The sequence below is a fragment of the Nocardia sp. NPDC004260 genome, from assembly GCF_053603155.1.
The window spans coordinates 1-17725 of the sequence record NZ_JBSGEZ010000078.1 but is presented as its reverse complement, the minus strand read 5'-3'; the positions used below and the strand labels follow the sequence as shown (position 1 = coordinate 17725).

Sequence of the window (17725 nt, the reverse complement as noted above, 5' to 3'; positions counted from 1 at the left end):
AGAAAAATTCTCTTCTGCGGGGCATGGGATTTCGGCGGTCAGCTCGCTACGGCGTCGGCCTCGACCCGTTCTTTCTCGAGCCGCGGCGGGGTGGACTCGCCGTGGCGGATGAACAGTACCGAGGCGGCGACGCCGATCAGCAGGACGGCCGCGGGGAGCAGCGCGGACTGGCCGAGGGCGGTGCTGAAGGCATCCTTGACGAACTCCGGGAGCGGGCCCCGACCCGCGCCTCCTTCGGCGACCGGGCCGCCGCCCAGGCCGTTCGCCGTCATCCTGGCCGCCACCAGCGCGCTGATCGCCGCGCTGCCGAGCACCGAGCCCACCTGGCGGGTGGTGTTGTAGACACCGGCGCCCGCGCCGGCCAGCTGGACCGGCAAATTGTGGGTGGCGGTGGACGCCAGCGGAGCCCAGATGCAGGCGTTGGCGAAACCGGCCAGCGCCGCTGCCACCAGGAACCAGACCAGCGACGAGTCCGGCTTCATCAGCGCCGCGAAGCAGAACACCGACAGCGCGAACAAGCCGAAGCCGATGGTGGGCACGATCCGCGGGTGCAGCTTGTCGGCGAACTTGCCGACCAGCGGGGCGGAGAAACCGGTCACGATCGCCATGGGCGCGAAGACCAGCGCGGACTTGGTCGGCGACAGCTCCCGCACGGCTTGCAGGTAGAAGTACGTCGGCACCATCAGGGAGGTCACCGCCGCACCCATCGCGGCGATCGCGGCGTTGGACAGCGCGAAGTTGCGATCACGGAACAGGCTCAGCGGCAGCAACGGCTCGCCCTTGTTCCTGGCCTGGTTGACCAGGAACACCGCGAGCACCACCAAGCCCGCGCCGATCAGCAGCCAAATGCGCAACGACCAGTCGTAGGTGTTGCCCTCCTGGATGCCGAACACCAGCAGGAACATGCCGACGCCGCTGAGCAGCACACCGGGGATGTCGAACTTGTGCTCGTGCGTCGGCAGCGCGGGCACCAGCCAGACGGCCAACGCGAAGGCGACGACGCCGACCGGGACGTTCACGATGAAGATCCACTCCCAGCCGAGACCGTCCACCAGCACACCGCCGAGGATCGGGCCCACCAGCGTCGCCAGGCCCGCGACGCCACCCCACAGGCCCATGGCGGCGCCGCGCCGGTCGGGCGGGAAGGTCCTGGTGATCACGGCCATGGTCTGCGGCGTCATCAGCGCGGCGCCGATGCCCTGGGCGGCGCGTGCCGCGATCAGCATGCCGATGGTGCCGGACAGACCGCACCACAGCGACGCGGCGGTGAACACCGCCAAGCCGATGAGATAGATGTTCTTGGGGCCGAATCGATCACCCAGCCGTCCGGTGACCAGCAGCGGCACCGCGTAGGTGAGCAGGTAGGCGCTGGTCACCCAGATCACCTGGGAGATGTCGGCGTGCAAGCTGGTCATGATCGCGGGATTGGCGACCGCCACGATCGTCATGTCCAGCAGGATCATGAAGAAGCCGACGACCAGCGCGACCAGCGCCAGCCACGGATTGCGTTGTGTGGACATCTGTTTCGTTTCCTAACTCGGATGATCCGAAAATCTCGGGTCGGCGGTCGCCACAGCGCCGGGCGGCACCGGCAGCGACACCGGGGTGTCGGCGGCCGGTTCGGCCGCGGAGCGTTCGCCGGTCACGGGGTCGAAGTCCTCCCACTCGAGTGCGCCGCCGGCCAATTCGGCGGTGAACTCCTTGACCCAGGTGAGTTCGGCGGCGAGGATCGCCCGCAGATACGGCAGGGAGATCCAGTAGCGGCGGGGAACGACGTGCTCCTCGGCCCAGGCGCTCAGCATGTCGGCATCGGCCAGTTCGGTCTCCAGCACGCCGATTCGTTCGCGCAGCAGGGTGAGCGCCTCCGTCTTCGGCAGATTGTGCAACTCGCCCAGCGCCACCGGGAAGATCGGATACTCCGGAACGGGTCGCCGCACGATCTCGGCGATCCGGTTGCGCAACGCCTCCCTGCCGCGCCCGGTGATCCGGTAGGTGGTGCGTTCGGGCCGGTTGCCCGACCGGTCGACGCCCTCGGCGTGCACCAATTCTTGGTCGGCCAGGCGGGACACGGTGTGGTACAGCGAGCCCGGCCGCACCTTGACCAGTTTGTCCTCCCGCCGGGCGATCAGCGTCTGGAACATCTCGTACGGATGCATGGGCCGCTCCTCCAGCAGTGCGAGCACGGCGATGGCCAACGGCGTCACCGACGGATGCGCCTGCCCTTGCCCCATGCTTGTTCACCTCCGTCACTCGGTCGTCTCGGCCTTCGGCCGCCGACGCTGCGAGCCTGCCGCCGCCCGGCACGCTATCGCCCGGTCCCGACATGCTCCACGCTAAATATTCCACCTGGAATATACGGCGCGGAACAGCCTGCGGACAAGACACCGCGACCCGTGATGACCCCCACAGTTCACAGCCTCGCGTATCGCGTTCCCGATCACCCGGCCCGTACACGACGAGAGGCCATCGAGATGTGACTTCTCGATGGCCTCGATTTCGGCTCCCGCCGAAGGCCGACGACGTCGGCGACCCTCTCCAGCGCCGTTGCTGTGCGGGAGGGTGTAGTGGCTGCTCAACCAGCCTATGCCGGGACTCGCAACCGGCGGCAGTGTCGGATACGACATCTATCGCTCGATTCCCGACAGCAAAGGACGCGAGCTTATGACTCGGCAGTCCCGGCCGACGACGGCAAACGCCGTACGGGGTCACGCCTACAACGAGTGCTTGTCCAGCCAGGCGCGCGCGACGTCACTCGGTGCGGCGCCGTCGTCCCGGACATTCCGGATCATGGCCGCCAGCTCGTCGGTCGTCAGTTCGCCCGCGACGTAGTTGAGTTTCTTGATCTGCCGCTGGTCGAGCAGTCCTTTGCGGAACAGCGGCAGCACGTTCTCGGCTCGCACGGCGTACTCGTCATCGGACAGCACGGCCAATCCCTCGGTCGCGCCGGGCGCCAGTTCGGCGGGACCGCCGAGCAGGCCGGCCTGAACCCGACCCTCCAACAGCGCTTTCCGCAGCGCGGCCGGATCCGGGAAGGCCACGGTGGCGGCGAAGTCGCACCCGGCGACGCGATCGCTCCCGGCGGGCGGCAGCAGGCCGGGCGTGGCCGCCACGCCGACGGTCAGCCCACCGCAGCGGGGAGCGAGGTCGCGCACCGAACGCACCTTGTCCTGTGCCGCCGCTTGGGCGGCGAGCAATACCCGGGGGCGCAGATCGGTGCCATCGGCGAGATCGGAGACGACCAGACCTTCGGGCAGCCCAGCGCTCACCGCGTCCGCTACCTGTTTCGGCAGTCGCTCCGTCGAGTGTTCATCGAAATAGCTCAGCAACGCCCCAGAATGCTCGCCGACCACCTGGACCCGGTCCGCATCGAGCGCGGCGAGGTAGTCCGCGCGGCTGCCCAGCCTCGGGTCCACCGCGGTCCGCGCACCGGTACGCGCCAGCGCGCCCGCATAGATTTCGGCGAGCACGGAGGACTCGATCGAGTCACCCGCGCCGACCGTGATCGACGGCTGCGGCTCGTCGTTCCCGCAGGACACGACCAGCGCGACGGAAGCGACGACCAGCAACCGAGCCAGCACCCGCTGTGACGCGGCCAACACCATCCGGCGACACCAACTCTCCGACGACTCGACACGGCCAACAGAAAAACCCGGAAGCGGGCAGTATGGACACCCAGAATGTACCGGCGGCCGCTCGGTGCCGAGACCGCGCCCGCCGTCCTGTCGGAAGGACTCTCGTGAAATCCACCCGCACCCCCGGTGCCGCCGCGCACCGGCACCCCGCCGCGCACGTCGCACTGCGCGGCGCCCGTATCCTCGCCGCCGCGACCGCCCTCGCCGTCGCGATGGCCCTGGCGGCCTGTGGCGATTCCGATCCACTCGCCACCGGCGGCAGCTGTTCGGGAGACGGATTGACCGTCGGTTCGGCGAACTTCCCCGAGTCCGAGACCATCGCCGAGGTGTACGCGGAAGTGTTGCGCGCGAACGGCTTCAGCGTGGATACCAAGCTGGGCATCGGCAGCCGCGAAGCTTACCTTCCCGCCTTGCGGAAGTGCGCCATTTCGGTGGTCCCCGAGTACACCGGCAATCTGCTGCAGTACCTGGACAAGAACGCCACCGCCACCAGCGCGGCCGACGTGAACAGCGCGCTGGGCAAGGCGCTCGGTTCCGATCTCGCGATCGGCACGCCCGCGCCCGGCGAGGACTCGGACGCCGTCGTCGTCACCCGCGCCACCGCCCAGCGCTGGAACCTGAGCACGATCGCCGACCTGGCCGCGCACTCGGCCGAGGTGAGATTCGGCGCACCCGCCGAATTCCAGGAGCGTGCGGGCGGTCTGCCCGGCCTGAAGAAGAACTACAACCTGGATGTCGCGGCGAGCAATTTCGTGCCGATCGCCGACGGCGGGGGTCCCGCAACGGTTCGGGCGCTGGTCGATGGCCAGGTGACCGCGGCCGATATCTTCACCACCTCGCCCGCCATCCCGCAGAACGACCTCGTGGTGCTGAACGACCCGAAGCACAACTTCCCCGCGCAGAACGTGGTGCCGCTGCTCAACGCGAGCAAGAAGTCGGACAAGGCGCTCGCGGCGCTGAACGCGGTATCCGCGCAGCTGACCACCGCCGAACTGATCAAGCTCAACGAGGCGGTCTCCGGCACCGGCAAGACCGAGCCGAAGGCCGCCGCCGCGGCCTGGGTCGCCGCCAAGGGGCTGAACAAGCCGGTCGGCTAGGGAGGGAGATTCGGTGTCCGATATCGAATTCTCCGGTATCAGCAAGACGTATCCGGACGGCACGCACGCCGTCACCGACCTGGATCTGCACATCGAGTCCGGGTCGTTCACCGTGTTCGTCGGGCCTTCCGGCTGCGGTAAGACGACCTCGATGCGAATGATCAACCGCATGATCGTGCCCAGCTCTGGGACGATCACCATCGCCGGGCAGGATGTTTCGACCGTCGACCCGGTCCGGCTGCGCCTCGGGATCGGGTACGTCATCCAGAGCGGCGGACTGCTGCCGCACCGGACGGTCGTCGACAATGTCGCGACCGTTCCGGTCCTGCGCGGTGACTCGCGCCGGGCCGCCCGTGCCGCGGCGCTCGAGGTACTCGACCGGGTCGGCTTGGATCGCTCGCTGGCGCAGCGGTATCCGGCGCAGCTGTCGGGTGGTCAGCAGCAGCGCGTTGGCGTGGCCCGGGCGCTGGCCGCCGACCCGCCGGTCCTGCTGATGGACGAGTCGTTCAGCGCCGTCGACCCGGTGGTGCGCGCCGAATTGCAGGTCGAAATGCAAAGGTTGCAGGCGGAATTGCACAAGACCATCGTGTTCGTGACGCACGACATCGATGAGGCGATCACGCTCGGCGATCGCGTGGCGGTGTTCGGACGCGGCGGAGTGCTCCAGCAGTACGACGCGCCGCAACGCGTGCTCGCCCAGCCCGCTACCGATTTCGTCGCCGACTTCGTCGGCCGCGACCGCGGTTACCGCGGATTGTCCTTCCGGTCCGCGAATGATATTCCGCTGCACGACATCCGGACGGCGGTCACGGACGAGGTGCGCGAACTGCGACTCGACGCGGGCGAGTGGGCGCTGGTGGTCGACGCCGACCGCAAGCCGGTGGGCTGGATGGACGTCACCGGTGTCGAGGGATTCCGCGCGGGCCGCGCACTATCGGACAGCATGTCGGCGGGCGGTTCGCTGTTCACCCCGTCCGGCGACCTGCGCCAAGCGCTGGACGCCGCGATCTCCTCGCCATCCGGAATCGGCGTCGCCGTCGACGGCGCCGGCGCGGTACGCGGCGGAGTGCTGGCCACCGAGGTGCTCGAGCAGTTGGCCGGGCAGCGCGCCAACGAAGACGCCGAACGCAACCGGCACTTCTTCGAAGAACAAGTGCCGTGAACGGACGTGAGCGAGACGGCGTCGTGCGCGCCGGGATCCGGAGAGCGGCATGAGATACCTCATCGAGAACTTCTCGGAGATCATGGGAATCACCGCGACCCACCTCTATCTCGCCCTGGTGCCACTGCTGCTGGGCCTGGTGATCGCGGTCCCGGTCGGCGCGCTGGTGCGGCGAGCGGCGTGGCTGCGCCGGGTCACGGTGACCGCCGCGAGCCTGGCCTACACCGTTCCGTCGCTGGCGCTGTTCGTGATCATTCCTCCGCTGGTCGGCATCTCGGCCATCGATCCGCTGAACGTGATCATCGCGCTCACCATCTATTCCACGGCGCTGCTGGTGATCGCGGTCCCGGCGGCTCTGGACTCGGTGCCCGCCACGGTGCTCGACGCGGCCGACGCGGTGGGCCACGGCCCGCTGCGCCGCACGCTCACCGTGGATATGCCACTTGCCGTGCCGGTCTTCGTATCCAGTCTGCGGGTCGTGGTGGTGACCAATATCGCGATGGTGTCGGTCGGCGCGCTGATCGGCGTCGGCGGGCTCGGCAAACTGTTCACCCAGGGCTACCAGCGCGATTATCCGGACGAGATCATGGCGGGCATCATCGTGACGCTCGCGCTCGCGCTGGTCGCCGACCGGGTGGTGTACGCGCTGGGCCGTTGGTCGACGCCCTGGGTGCGCGCCGACGCCGGGACCGTCAGGGCGAAAGGCACTGCGGCATGAACCTTTTCCTCGACGCCTGGCACTACTTCACCGACGGCGCCAACTGGAGCGGTCCGTCGGGCATCGGGAGCCGCATCGTCCAGCACCTCTGGTACAGCTTCCTGACCGTCGCCGTGTCCGCGGGGATCGCCGTACCGCTCGGCCTGAGCATCGGCCACACCCGGCGTGGGGCGGCGGTGCTGGTCGGCTTCGCCAACGCCATGCGCGCGCTGCCCACCCTCGGCCTGTTGACCTTCCTGGTGCTGCTGCTCGGCCTCGGCTTGATTCCGCCGCTGCTGGCACTGATCACGGTCGGCATCCCCCCGCTGCTCGCGGGCGCGTACGCGGGAATCGCGAACGTTCCCGCCGACGTCGTGGACGCCTCGCGCGCCATGGGCATGACCGAACGGCAGATCCTGTTCCGAGTCGAGGTGCCCAACGCGCTGCCCATCCTGCTCACCGGGCTGCGCGGCGCGACCCTCCAGGTGGTGGCCACCGCGACGATCGCCGCCTACGTCAACCTCGGCGGCTTGGGCCGCTACATCTTCGACGGCATCAGCCTCTACCGCTACGACCGCGTGCTGGTCGGCGCGCTACTGGTGGCGGTGCTGGCGATGCTGCTGGACGGGCTGCTGGCCTTCGCGGTATGGGCCAGTGCACCGGGAACCGGCCGGTTGCGTCGCTGACAAGGGCGCCCATTCGCGGTCGAATCGGGCGCCCTTGTGCCGGCGTGCGATGGCGTTACGCGACGCCCTCGGCGCGGGCGGCGGCGGCGACCGCTTCGGCGACGGCCGGAGCGACCCGCGGGTCCAGCGGGCTCGGCACGATCTTGTCCGGGCCGAGTTCGTCGGCGACGACGCTGAGGATGGCGTCGGCGGCGGCGATCTTCATGCCCTCGGTGATCCGCCGGGCGCCCGCGTCCAGCGCGCCCTTGAAAACGCCGGGGAACGCGAGCACATTGTTGATCTGGTTCGGGAAATCGCTGCGGCCGGTGGCCACGATCGCGGCGTACTTGCGGGCCACCTCGGGGTGGATCTCCGGGTCCGGGTTGGACATGGCGAACACGATCGCCTCCGGCGCCATCGACGCGATGAGCTCCTCGGCGATCAGACCGGCCGACAGGCCGAGGAACACGTCGGCGCCCGCCAGCGCCTCCGCCGCGCCGCCGGTGAGGCCGCGCGGGTTGGTGCGGGTGGCCAGCTCGGCCTTCACCTCGTTGAGGTCGCCGCGGTCGGCACCGACGATGCCCTTCGAATCGAGCACGGTCACGTCGCGGACCCCGGCGGCGAGCAGGATGTTCGTGCACGCGACACCGGCGGCGCCCGCGCCGGACACCACGACCTTCAGGCCCTCGATGCCGCGGCCCTGCACCTTGGCGGCGCCGTTGAGCGCGGCGAGCACCACGATGGCGGTGCCGTGCTGGTCGTCGTGCATCACCGGGCAGTCGAGCGCCTCGATGACGCGCCTCTCGATCTCGAAGCAGCGCGGCGCGGAGATGTCCTCCAGGTTCACCGCGCCGAAGCTCGGCCGCAAGCGGATCAGCGTCTCGACGATCGCGTCGACGTCCTTGGTGTCCAACACGATCGGGATCGAATCCAGCCCGGCGAACTTCTTGAACAGCGCCGCCTTGCCCTCCATCACCGGAAGCGAGGCGCGCGGGCCGATGTCACCGAGGCCGAGCACGGCGGTGCCGTCGCTGACCACGACCACGAGCCGATCGGTCCAGGTGTAGCGCTTGGCCAGCGCCTCGTCCTCCGCGATCGCGCGGCTGACCTGGGCGACGCCCGGGGTGTAGGCGATCGACAGATCGCGCTGGGTCTCCAGGGGCGCACTGAGTTCGACCGAGAGCTTGCCGCCGAGATGTCCGGCGAAAATTTCTTCGTTTGTGATTTCGGACAAGCTTGCCGTGGAATTCGGTGCATCAGTCACAGGTGACACGATTTCACTCCTGCTCGGGTCTGGCTAAACCGGGGGACGGTTACCACCGGGTAATGGATATAAGGGGTTTCACAACGCTCATCGGGTGCGCTGACCGGTGCGTTTCGAGCTGGCTGCCAGCGGCGGACGCGACTTGCCGAGTTCTCGATGGCGGGCGCGGCACTGATCCGCGAAGCAGAACCGAGCGGGTGCGCCCGGACAGAACGTGCGGTGTGATCTCGCGGGTCGCGACGGTACGTCGGCGAGGCGGAGACCTCCGTGATTCCCTCACCCGGCGGTGGCGGAGGCAAGGAATCCGACACATTCTGCCAGTCCGGTAGGCAAGTTGCCAAGCCGGTTACACCCTGGGCCGTGTCGCGCTCCATCACCCAACGTTAGGGGGCGGGAATTACCCTCAGGTAAGCGGAAACTCCCCGTTCAGCAGGCGCACGCGGTGAGCGATCGCACCGCTCGGGGCGGCGGCGGTGTGAGTCCGAGTGGGCCGGGCACCGTCCGGCGGCGCACTGTCAAGCGACGATATCGCGGGGCTGCTCCGGCATCGCCCTCGGCGCGTCCGGGCGCACCCACACGCTGCGCACGCCACCGGACATCAGCCGCGTCCGCCAGGTGTCGGACGCGCCGGGATGATCGGTCCTGCGGTGCATCCCGCGGCTCTCCGTGCGCGTCAGCGCGCTGTATTTGGTCCAGCGCGCCACCGCGAGCAGCGCGGCGGCCTGCCGGGCCCGCAGCAGGTCGGCGCCGCTGCCGCCGAGGTCGAATTCCGCCCCTGGCCACATGCCGTCGAGTTCGCCGATGCTGTCGCGCAGACTGCCCGCGCTGCGCCAGTAGCTGCGCCGCAACGGCAGAGTGTGCTCTTGGACGAGGCCGACCACCGCCCTCGGATCGATCCGCGCCACGGCATTGAGCCCGGCTCCTGGCACCTCGCGCGCCGGGGCACGCCGGTCCGTCGTCCGGGCGAATTTCGCCGCGCCCGCGCCTGCCCAGACGCCGGAAGCGATCGCCCACGCCGCGCTCAGTCCGCCGAATCCGCTCACCGCGCCGGTAAGCGGCTCACGACTGGCCACGTCGCCCGCGGCGAACAGGCCCGCGACGGTAGTCGCGCACTCCGGTCCGGTGACGCGCAGTCCGCCGGTGCCGCGCACGGTGCCCTCCAGCACCGCGCGCAGCGGCACCCGTTCGGCACGGTCGACGAAGCCATGGCGCGCCAGCCGGGACCGGAGGGCGACCGGTACGTCGTCCAGGGCGGCGAAAACCCGCTGACCATCGGCGATGGCCGCGAGCGCCGCCGAGCGATGCCCGGGCAGCTCGACGCCGGATTCGTCGTAGAGCGGGGCGAACCGCAAGGCGAGATTCCGCAGCGCGGTCGGCTCGGCCTTCCCTGGCGGAATCAGGCTATAAGCGCAGGAGAATTCCATCCCGGACAGCTCGGCGCCCGCTTCCACGGCGAACAACAGACCGTCGCCGGTGTCCACGTCGGTGCCCGCCGCCCCGGACAGGAACGCGCAGCCACCGGTGGCCGCCACGACCGCACCCGCGCGCACGGTCCAGCGCCCGAACCCGTCATGGGGGCGCAGTCCGGTGGCGCCGCGCACTACGCCGTCGCGGTCGACCAGCAGTTGCAACGCCGGGTGATGATCGAGTACCCGGACCCCCGCTTCCCGCACCGCGCGGCGCATTCGCCGCAGGTAGCGGGCGCCGTCGAGATAGCTGCGCCGCCTGGCCGGACCCACGGGGTCACTGGCGATGTGATAGCCCCAGCGGGCCAATTGCTCGACCCGCTGATGACTTTCCTCGAGCACGCGGTGCATCCAGTCCGGATCACCCAGCGCGCCGCCGTGCGCGTGCCCGCGCCGGACCGCCTCGTCCCGCGCCGGGCCGGGCGGAAGGTGCCACAGCGAGATCGCGCCGTACGCGGTCGGCCCGCTCGACCCGCAGCGCGCCTTGTCGACGAGCACCACGGTGGCGCCCGCCGCGGCGGCCGAGACGGCCGCCCAGGTACCGGCGGGACCACCGCCGAGTACCAGTACATCCGTCTCGAGTTCGGTCATAAAGAAAAATGTTCGGGCACAATTCATCGGCCCGCAACCAAAACTCGGGAGTCAGCTCCACCATTGCGTCCACAGCAATAGTCCAGCAGCCAGAAAAACGATCATCGAACCGGCAAAGGCGGCCGAACCACGATGCCGGTCCGAATATATCTGCGCCACCAGGGCGACCACCGCGGCCGCCACATGCCAGGCGACCGATTCGGCGCCGGGACCGGGGAAGCCGCGCCGCTGCGCGATGACCGCGGCGCCGACCACGACCAGCATGCCCACCACGACGCCACCGGCGACGATGCCGCTGAGGCCGCGCACGAATCTCACGCGGCGATCACCGGCACGCCGGAGGCCTTGCCCACCAGCTTCTCGAATTGCGTTGCGTCGGTGGTGAACTCGCCGAGCCGGATGGTCTTGTTGGTGCCGTGATAGTCCGATGAACCGGTGGTGAGCAGGCCGAGTTCCGCGGCGAGATCGGTGAGCAGCTCGCGGTCGGCCGCGGAGTGGTCCGGGTGCGCGATCTCCAGGCCGCCGAGCCCGAGCGCGGCCAGCTCCCGGATGTCGTCGACGGCGAGCAGCCTGCCCCGCTTGCGCGCCCTGGTGTGCGCCAGCACGCTGACTCCGCCCGCGGTGGCGATCATCTGCACCGCACGACGCAGCGGGGTGTCGGCCTTCTCGGCGTAATAGGGACCGTGCGGGGCGAGCAATTCGTCGAACGCCGCGTCCACGCTGGGCACCACGCCCGCGGCGACCAGCGCCCGGGCCAGATGCGGGCGCCCGGCCGACGCCCCCGCCGAGGCCAGCACGGCGTCGGGATCGATCGGCAGTCCGTCGGCCGCCATCCGCTCGGCCATGGCGCGCAGCCGTTCCACCCGTTCGGCGCGCAGCCGCTCGCGTTCCTCGGCGAAGCCGCGATGGGCCGGGTCGAACAGGTAGGCCAGCAAATGTACGGGCACCGGCCAGCCATCCTCTCCCAGGCCGACGCAGGACATCTCCATGCCGCGGACCAGCGTCAGCCCCTTCGGCAGCGCCTCGGCCGCTTCCGCCCATCCGGCCGTGGTGTCGTGATCGGTGATCGCGACGACGCCCAGGCCCGCCGCGGCCGCGTTCCGTACGAGTTCCGCCGGAGTATCGGTGCCGTCGGACGCGGTCGAATGGGTATGCAGGTCGATGCGCACGCCTTCAAGTCTTACAGTGCTGCGCCGTCTCTCCGCACGCGCAGGCGACGTTCCGCCGGCATGCGGCGACGTAGCATCGTCAGCGTGCCGTCCTTTTCTCCGCTTTCCTCGCTTCGTGGATCCGGCCGGACGCCGTCGCAGTCCGAGCAGCGGTTCATCCCGGTTCCGACGGCGCAGGCGATCGTCGACTGCGCCGTGTACGTAGACGGCAAGCGTCTGCCCGGACGGTTCACCCACAAGGCCGCACTCGCGCGGGCCCGCGAGCAGCCGAACGGATTCGTCTGGGTGGGCCTGCACGATCCCGACGAGACGCAGATGGCCGACATCGCCGAGACGTTCCGGCTGCACCAGTTGGCGACGGAAGATGCCCTGCAGCGGCACCAGCGGCCGAAGCTGGAGCGCTACGACGATTCGCTGCTGTTGGTGTTGCGCACGGTCAGCTATGTGCCGCACGAGATGAACAGCGTCAGCGAGATCGTGGAGACCGGCGAGATCGTCGTGTTCACCGGGCCCGACTTCGTGGTCGCCGTCCGCCACGGTGAGCATTCCGGCCTGGCCGAGGTACGTAAGGCGCTGGAGGAGGACCCCGAACAGCTGGCCCTCGGACCGGGCGCGGTGCTGCACGCGATCGCCGACCGGATCGTGGACTCCTACATCGAAGTGGCCCAGTCGGTCGAGAACGACATCGACGAGATGGAAGAGGAGATCTTCACCCCGCGCAGCAAGGTCACGGTGGAATCCATCTACCAGCTCAAGCGCGAGGTGGTCGAGCTGCGGCGCGCGGTGAATCCGCTGGCCGCCCCGCTGGAACAGCTCAGTCGCAAGCCGGATCTGCCGGTGCCGAAGGAGGTCCGGCGCTATCTGCGCGATGTCGCCGAGCATCACGCCGCCGTGGCCGAGCGGATCAACGACTTCGACGAGGCGCTCAGCGCGCTGATCAGCGCCGCGCTGGCCCGGATCGGCGTGCAACAGAACACGGATATGCGCAAGATATCGGCCTGGGTGGCGATCGCGGCCGTGCCGACGATGATCGCGGGCATCTACGGGATGAACTTCGACCACATGCCCGAACTGCACCAGGTCTGGGGTTATCCGATGGTGTGGGTGCTCATCCTCGCCATCTGCACCGGCTTGTTCTTCACCTTCCGCCGCAACAAGTGGCTGTAGCCGGGCGAGGCATCACAAGCTGGCGGCGCCGCGCCTCGGGTCGCGCACATCGATGCCCGCCTCCTGCCAGGCCTCCCGCAATGCCTGCGCGCCCCGCACCCGGACCCATGCCGCCTCCGTCGCGGTCACCGGCGTCACCGCGAAGTACCGCACCGGCTCGGCCGGGTCCGGCAGCGGCACCGCGGGAATGTCGCTTTCACCGAGCAGAACCGCGGTGAACGGCGCATCGCGCCACATCGGCTCACCCAGATCCAGCAGCGCGTCCGCTTGCAGCACAACACCTTCCACGACCGGCGCCGCGGCGAGCACGCCGAGCGACTTGGCCAGGCCCGAGCTGGCGCCCACACCGGACCGCAACGTCAGCACGAGTTCCGCGCGCGGGCCGCGCACCGGGTCGGCGTGCACCGCGGTCGGATCGCCCATGGGATGTCTGCTGCCGCCCAACGTCACGTAGTGCACCAGATCGTCCTCGACGATGCGCAGGATCTCGATCGGCTCCAAGCCCAGAAAAGTGACCGACGCGGCGTCGACGTTCGCGGCGTCCACGCCGAAATGGCCCAGCACCTCGGTGCGGACCGTCTCCAGCTCTTCCATGCGTCAGATCGCCAGCCGCGCGAGCATGTCCCGTGCCTGCTCGGCCGACTTCGGATCGCACAGCACGTCGTAGCGGCCCGCCACCAATTGCATGGTGGACGCGAAGTCGCGCTGACCCCTGGTCGCCGCGTACGGGATCGAGGTCGAGATCAGGCCGAAGATGATGCCGCCGACCAAGCCGACGATCAGCGGGCCCAGCGCCCCGCTGGTGGTGAACAGGCTCAGCAGCAGACCGAGGAACAGGCCGAGCCAGGCGCCCGACACCACGCCGCCGCCGATCACCTTGCCCCAGGTCAGCCGGTAGAGAACCCGCTCGACCTGCATCAAGTCGACACCGACGATGGTCACGTCCTGCACCGGGAACTGGTTGTCGGCCAGGTAGTCGACCGCCTTCTGCGCCTCGGCGTAGGTCGGGTAGGAGCCGACCGGCCAGCCCGACGGAGGCGTCGGGAGGGCCTGCCGCGCACGGCTCGAGTTCCCTAAGGGATTCGTCATAGTTCCATTCTGCTATTCCGACGCATCCCGCGGTGGTGTGAAACGCGTGGTGCGCGTCATTCCGGCGGCGCGGCCTTTTTCCGCGATCACCTGGGCCATCTTGGCGCTGGCCTCGTCGATCATCTCGTCGCCGAGCATCACCGCGCCGCGGGCGCCGCCCGCCGCCGAGGTGTGGAAGGCGTAGGCGTCCAGGATCTCCTCGGCGCGGTCGTAGTCCGATTGCCGCGGGCTGAAGATCTCGTTGGCCGCCTCGATCTGACCGGGGTGCAGCACCCACTTGCCGTCGAACCCGAGCGCGGCCGTGCGCGCGGCGGCCCGGCGGAAGCCATCCACATCCCGAATCTGCAGGTACGGGCCGTCGATCGCCTGGAGGCCGTGGGCGCGGGCGGCGAGCAGGATGGTCATCAGGATGTGGTGGTAGGCGTCGCCGGTGTCGTAGCCCTCCGGCTGTTCGCCGACCACCAGCGTGCGCATGTTGATGCTGGCCATGAAGTCCGCCGGGCCGAAGACCAGGGTCTGCACCCGGGGACTCGCGGTGGCGATCCCGTCGATGTTGCGCAGTCCTACGGCGTTCTCGATCTGCGGCTCGATGCCGATCCGTCCGACGTCCAGGCCGCAGGTCTTCTCCAGCTGGGTCAGCAGGAGGTCCAGCGCGCGCACCTGGCCCGCGTCGGTCACCTTGGGCAGCAGGATCGCGTCCAGCCGCGCGCCCGCGCCCTCGACCACGGAAATGACGTCGGCGTAGGTCCATTCGGTGGTCCAGTCATTCACCCGGACCACCCGGAGTTGCGTTCCCCACCCGGAGTCGTTCAGCGCCGCGACGATGTTCGCCCGCGCCTCGGCCTTCGCGACCGGCGCGACCGCGTCCTCCAGATCGAGGAACACCTCGTCGACGGGCAAGGTCTTGGCCTTCTCGATCATCTTCGGGTTGCTGCCCGGGCACGCGAGCACCGAACGGCGTGGCTTCATGATCACTCCCGTCGATCGTGGCGGGATGCGAACACCCGCCCGCGAACATCTAGCCTTGGCAGCATGGCAGCTACCAGGGTGTACGTCGCCAGGCTGGCCGGTTTGGCGGTACTGGGACCGGACGGGGAGTCTATCGGCCGGATTCGTGATGTCGTCGTGGCCGTCCGGTCCGACCGCCAGCAGCCCCGCGTGCACGGCCTGGTCGTCGAACTGCCCACCCGGCGGCGCATTTTCGTGCCGATCCTGCGGATCACCGCGATCGAGCCCGGCGTGGTCACGCTGAACACGGGAACGGTCAGCCTGCGCCGTTTCACCCAGCGGCCGGGGGAGATGCTCGCGTTGGCGCAGATCGTCGACTCGGTGGTGCGGGTCGACGACCCGGACCTGCCCGACCTGGCCGGCGTGGACGTCCACGTGACCGATCTCGGCATCGAACAGGCCCGTTCCAGGGACTGGCAGGTCAGCAGGGTGGCCGTGCGCGGTCACCGCAGGCTGGGCCGCAGGCGCACGGTGCACGTGGTGGACTGGACCAGGGTGTCCGGCCTGACGCCCCACGAGATCGGCAGGCCGGGACAGGACGTGACGCAACTGCTCGAACGGTTCGAGGGCATGCGCGCGGCCGACGTGGCACAGCAACTGCGCGAGCTGCCGGAGAAACGGCGGATCGAGGTGGCCGTCGCGCTGGACGACGAACGTCTGGCCGACGTGGTGCAGGAACTGCCCGACGACGAGCAGGTCGAGCTGCTCAGCCACCTGGAGGTGCGCCGGGCCGCCGACGTGCTGGAGGCGATGGACCCCGACGACGCCGCCGACCTGCTGGGCGAACTGCCCGAGGGCGAGGCCGAATCGCTGCTCGCCCTGATGGACCCGCAGGAGTCCGAACCCGTGCGCAGGCTGCTCGAGCACTCCCCTTACAGCGCGGGCGGCCTGATGACGCCCAAGCCGGTCATTCTCACCCCGTCCACGACGGTGGCCGAAGCGCTGGCGCGGGTGCGCAACCCGGACCTCACTCCCGCGCTGGCCTCCATGGTGTTCGTGGTCCGTCCGCCCACCGCCACGCCGACCGGCCGCTACCTCGGTTCGGTGCACATCCAGCAGTTGCTGCGCGAACCACCCGCCCACCTGGTGGGCGGGATCCTGGACACCGATCTGTCGACGCTGCGCCCCGAACTGCCCCTGGCCGCGGTGACCCGGTACTTCGCGACCTACAACCTGGTCTGCGGACCGGTGGTGGACGAGGAGAACCATCTGCTCGGCGCGGTCAGCGTCGACGACGTCCTCGACCACCTGCTGCCCGAGGACTGGCGCGACCAGGAAGAGACCGACGAACGGGGCGGAGCGTGAGCCCGCACGACCCCGCGCACGCCCGAAAGGACACACCGTGAGCGAGAACGACCCGGGCGCGCGGCTCGGTCACAGCAGGGCCCGCCAACGGCTGGAGACGCCGGTGGAAAGCCGGTTCCGATTGGAGTGGGACGCCGAGGCTTTGGCCCGCAGCAGCGAGCGGGTGGCGCGATTCCTAGGGACCGGTCGGTATTTAGCGGTCCAGACGATCGTGGTGGTGGTCTGGATCCTGGTGAACATCTTCGTGGTCGCGCTGCGCTGGGACCCGTATCCGTTCATCCTGCTGAACCTGGCGTTCTCCACGCAGGCCGCCTACGCGGCGCCGCTGATCCTGTTGGCGCAGAACAGGCAGGACAACCGGGACCGGGTCGCCCTGGAGGAGGACCGGGTGCGGGCCGCTCAGACCAAGGCGGACACCGAGTTCCTGGCCCGGGAACTCGCATCGCTGCGCATCGCGGTCGGCGAAGTGGCCACGCGCGATTACCTGCGCCGGGAATTGGAAGAGCTGAAAGAAATTCTGGACCGCATGGAGTCCGTGGAATCCCCGGATCCGGAGAGCCGGACGGACAGCGCCGGAAAGGGCGGCCGCAAGAAAAGCTTCGGCCGAAAGCCCGCTCCGGCATCGGTTTCACCGTCGGTAACCAGTGATCAACCGGAAATACCGAATAAGGACCTGACTGGTGGGTAACCTGGACAACGTTGTCCAGAGCGGCCTGGGCAGGGGATGTCCCGGACGGCCGCTCCCACGACGTCGAGGATTGGGTGTGGCCGAATGCGTGTATCTGCTCCGATAACGGTCTCGGCTTTGGTTGTTGCTGGTGTGGTGGTGAGTGGTTCGGGGGCGCAGTCTCCGGTGGAGGTGTCGGCGTCGCGGGTGCCGGAGGTGTTGGCGGCGGCGGCGAACGCCGAGTCGCGGGTGGTGGGGTTGTTGCCGGTGGCGGCGGAGGGGCCGCGGCGGTTGCGGGCGGTGACGCCGGGGGTGGCGCCGTTCGCGGGTGCGGTGCCGTTGCAGGAGTTTTTGTTGCCTGGGGTGGGGGGTGCGTTGGGGATTCCGGAGGTGGTGTTGGCGGCGTATCGGAATGCGGAGTTGGCGTTGGCGTCCTCGACGCCGGGGTGTGGGTTGTCGTGGAGTTTGCTGGCGGGGATCGGGCGGATCGAGTCGGGGCATGCGGGGGGTGGGCGTACGGATGCGGCGGGCACGACGGTGACGCCGATCTTCGGTCCGGCGTTGGATGGGAGTTTGCCGGGTAATGAGGTGATCAGGGCGGCGGAGGGGGGGTATGCGCGGGCGGTGGGTCCGATGCAGTTCTTGCCGGGGACGTGGGGGGTGTATGCGGCGGATGGTAACGGGGACGGGGTGGCCGATCCGCACAATGTGTTCGATGCGGCGTTGGCGGCGGGGAAGTATTTGTG

Annotated in this window: 18 protein-coding genes; 8 read left to right on the top strand and 10 right to left on the bottom strand. The window is 69.2% G+C overall.

What is annotated here, in order from left to right:
• Nucleotides 1-38: 38 nt before the first annotated feature.
• From ACWEO7_RS31820 to ACWEO7_RS31810, 3 genes are all read right to left on the bottom strand, one after another.
• Nucleotides 39-1520, bottom strand: a complete 1482-nt coding sequence (locus tag ACWEO7_RS31820) for a DHA2 family efflux MFS transporter permease subunit (protein ID WP_450021085.1) — start codon at nt 1518-1520, stop codon at nt 39-41.
• A gap of 12 nt (nt 1521-1532) precedes the next feature.
• Nucleotides 1533-2231, bottom strand: coding sequence for a PadR family transcriptional regulator (locus tag ACWEO7_RS31815; protein ID WP_452428716.1), 699 nt, complete (start codon nt 2229-2231; stop codon nt 1533-1535).
• Between the two features lie 480 nt (nt 2232-2711).
• Nucleotides 2712-3602, bottom strand: coding sequence for a glycine betaine ABC transporter substrate-binding protein (locus tag ACWEO7_RS31810; protein ID WP_452428714.1), 891 nt, complete (start codon nt 3600-3602; stop codon nt 2712-2714).
• 242 nt (nt 3603-3844) lie between these two features.
• Between ACWEO7_RS31810 and ACWEO7_RS31805 the strand changes: the two genes are divergently transcribed.
• From ACWEO7_RS31805 to ACWEO7_RS31790, 4 genes are read left to right on the top strand one after another with little or no spacing between them, the layout of a single operon-like run.
• Nucleotides 3845-4729, top strand: coding sequence for an ABC transporter substrate-binding protein (locus ACWEO7_RS31805; RefSeq protein ID WP_452428741.1), 885 nt, complete (start codon nt 3845-3847; stop codon nt 4727-4729).
• Between the two features lie 13 nt (nt 4730-4742).
• Nucleotides 4743-5891, top strand: coding sequence for an ABC transporter ATP-binding protein (locus ACWEO7_RS31800; RefSeq protein WP_452428713.1), 1149 nt, complete (start codon nt 4743-4745; stop codon nt 5889-5891).
• Between the two features lie 49 nt (nt 5892-5940).
• The gene (locus ACWEO7_RS31795; RefSeq protein ID WP_452428711.1) at nt 5941-6609 is read left to right on the top strand and encodes an ABC transporter permease; all 669 of its coding nucleotides are present in this window, start codon (nt 5941-5943) and stop codon (nt 6607-6609) included.
• Nucleotides 6606-7274 carry an ABC transporter permease gene (locus tag ACWEO7_RS31790; RefSeq protein WP_452428709.1) on the top strand — a complete coding sequence of 223 codons (669 nt, stop codon included), beginning with the start codon at nt 6606-6608 and terminating at the stop codon, nt 7272-7274. Before ACWEO7_RS31795 ends, ACWEO7_RS31790 begins: the two co-directional genes overlap by 4 nt.
• Nucleotides 7275-7329: 55 nt before the next feature.
• Here the strand turns inward: ACWEO7_RS31790 and ACWEO7_RS31785 are convergent, their stop codons facing one another.
• The 4 genes from ACWEO7_RS31785 to ACWEO7_RS31770 form a co-directional block, all read right to left on the bottom strand.
• Entirely contained in the window at nt 7330-8526 is a 1197-nt protein-coding gene (locus tag ACWEO7_RS31785) for an NAD(P)-dependent malic enzyme (RefSeq protein ID WP_452428707.1), read from the bottom strand.
• Nucleotides 8527-9032: 506 nt separating this feature from the next.
• Nucleotides 9033-10574, bottom strand: a complete 1542-nt coding sequence (locus ACWEO7_RS31780; protein WP_452428705.1) for an FAD-dependent oxidoreductase — start codon at nt 10572-10574, stop codon at nt 9033-9035.
• Nucleotides 10575-10625: 51 nt separating this feature from the next.
• Entirely contained in the window at nt 10626-10892 is a 267-nt protein-coding gene (locus ACWEO7_RS31775) for a hypothetical protein (RefSeq protein ID WP_452428704.1), read from the bottom strand.
• Nucleotides 10889-11743, bottom strand: coding sequence for a PHP domain-containing protein (locus tag ACWEO7_RS31770; RefSeq protein ID WP_452428702.1), 855 nt, complete (start codon nt 11741-11743; stop codon nt 10889-10891). Before ACWEO7_RS31770 ends, ACWEO7_RS31775 begins: the two co-directional genes overlap by 4 nt.
• Nucleotides 11744-11818: 75 nt before the next feature.
• On the opposite strand from ACWEO7_RS31770, the gene ACWEO7_RS31765 reads away from it, so the two are divergent.
• Nucleotides 11819-12910: a magnesium and cobalt transport protein CorA gene (locus ACWEO7_RS31765; RefSeq protein ID WP_452428740.1), complete on the top strand. Its 1092-nt coding sequence runs from the start codon at nt 11819-11821 to the stop codon at nt 12908-12910.
• 12 nt (nt 12911-12922) lie between these two features.
• Here the strand turns inward: ACWEO7_RS31765 and ACWEO7_RS31760 are convergent, their stop codons facing one another.
• From ACWEO7_RS31760 to ACWEO7_RS31750, 3 genes are read right to left on the bottom strand one after another with little or no spacing between them, the layout of a single operon-like run.
• Nucleotides 12923-13504 (bottom strand): suppressor of fused domain protein, encoded by a 582-nt coding sequence (locus ACWEO7_RS31760; RefSeq protein ID WP_452428700.1) that lies wholly within the window; start codon nt 13502-13504, stop codon nt 12923-12925.
• A 3-nt stretch (nt 13505-13507) separates the two neighbouring features.
• Nucleotides 13508-13999 carry a general stress protein gene (locus ACWEO7_RS31755; protein ID WP_039800517.1) on the bottom strand — a complete coding sequence of 164 codons (492 nt, stop codon included), beginning with the start codon at nt 13997-13999 and terminating at the stop codon, nt 13508-13510.
• Between the two features lie 12 nt (nt 14000-14011).
• Nucleotides 14012-14968 carry an HpcH/HpaI aldolase/citrate lyase family protein gene (locus ACWEO7_RS31750; RefSeq protein ID WP_452428699.1) on the bottom strand — a complete coding sequence of 319 codons (957 nt, stop codon included), beginning with the start codon at nt 14966-14968 and terminating at the stop codon, nt 14012-14014.
• A 63-nt stretch (nt 14969-15031) separates the two neighbouring features.
• On the opposite strand from ACWEO7_RS31750, the gene ACWEO7_RS31745 reads away from it, so the two are divergent.
• From ACWEO7_RS31745 to ACWEO7_RS31735, 3 genes are all read left to right on the top strand, one after another.
• The gene (locus ACWEO7_RS31745) at nt 15032-16312 is read left to right on the top strand and encodes a magnesium transporter MgtE N-terminal domain-containing protein (RefSeq protein ID WP_452428697.1); all 1281 of its coding nucleotides are present in this window, start codon (nt 15032-15034) and stop codon (nt 16310-16312) included.
• Nucleotides 16313-16349: 37 nt separating this feature from the next.
• Nucleotides 16350-17000, top strand: a complete 651-nt coding sequence (locus ACWEO7_RS31740) for a DUF1003 domain-containing protein (RefSeq protein ID WP_452428695.1) — start codon at nt 16350-16352, stop codon at nt 16998-17000.
• A gap of 138 nt (nt 17001-17138) precedes the next feature.
• Nucleotides 17139-17725, top strand: a 587-nt coding sequence (locus tag ACWEO7_RS31735; protein ID WP_452428694.1) for a lytic transglycosylase domain-containing protein, incomplete at its 3' end; no start/stop codon positions are given.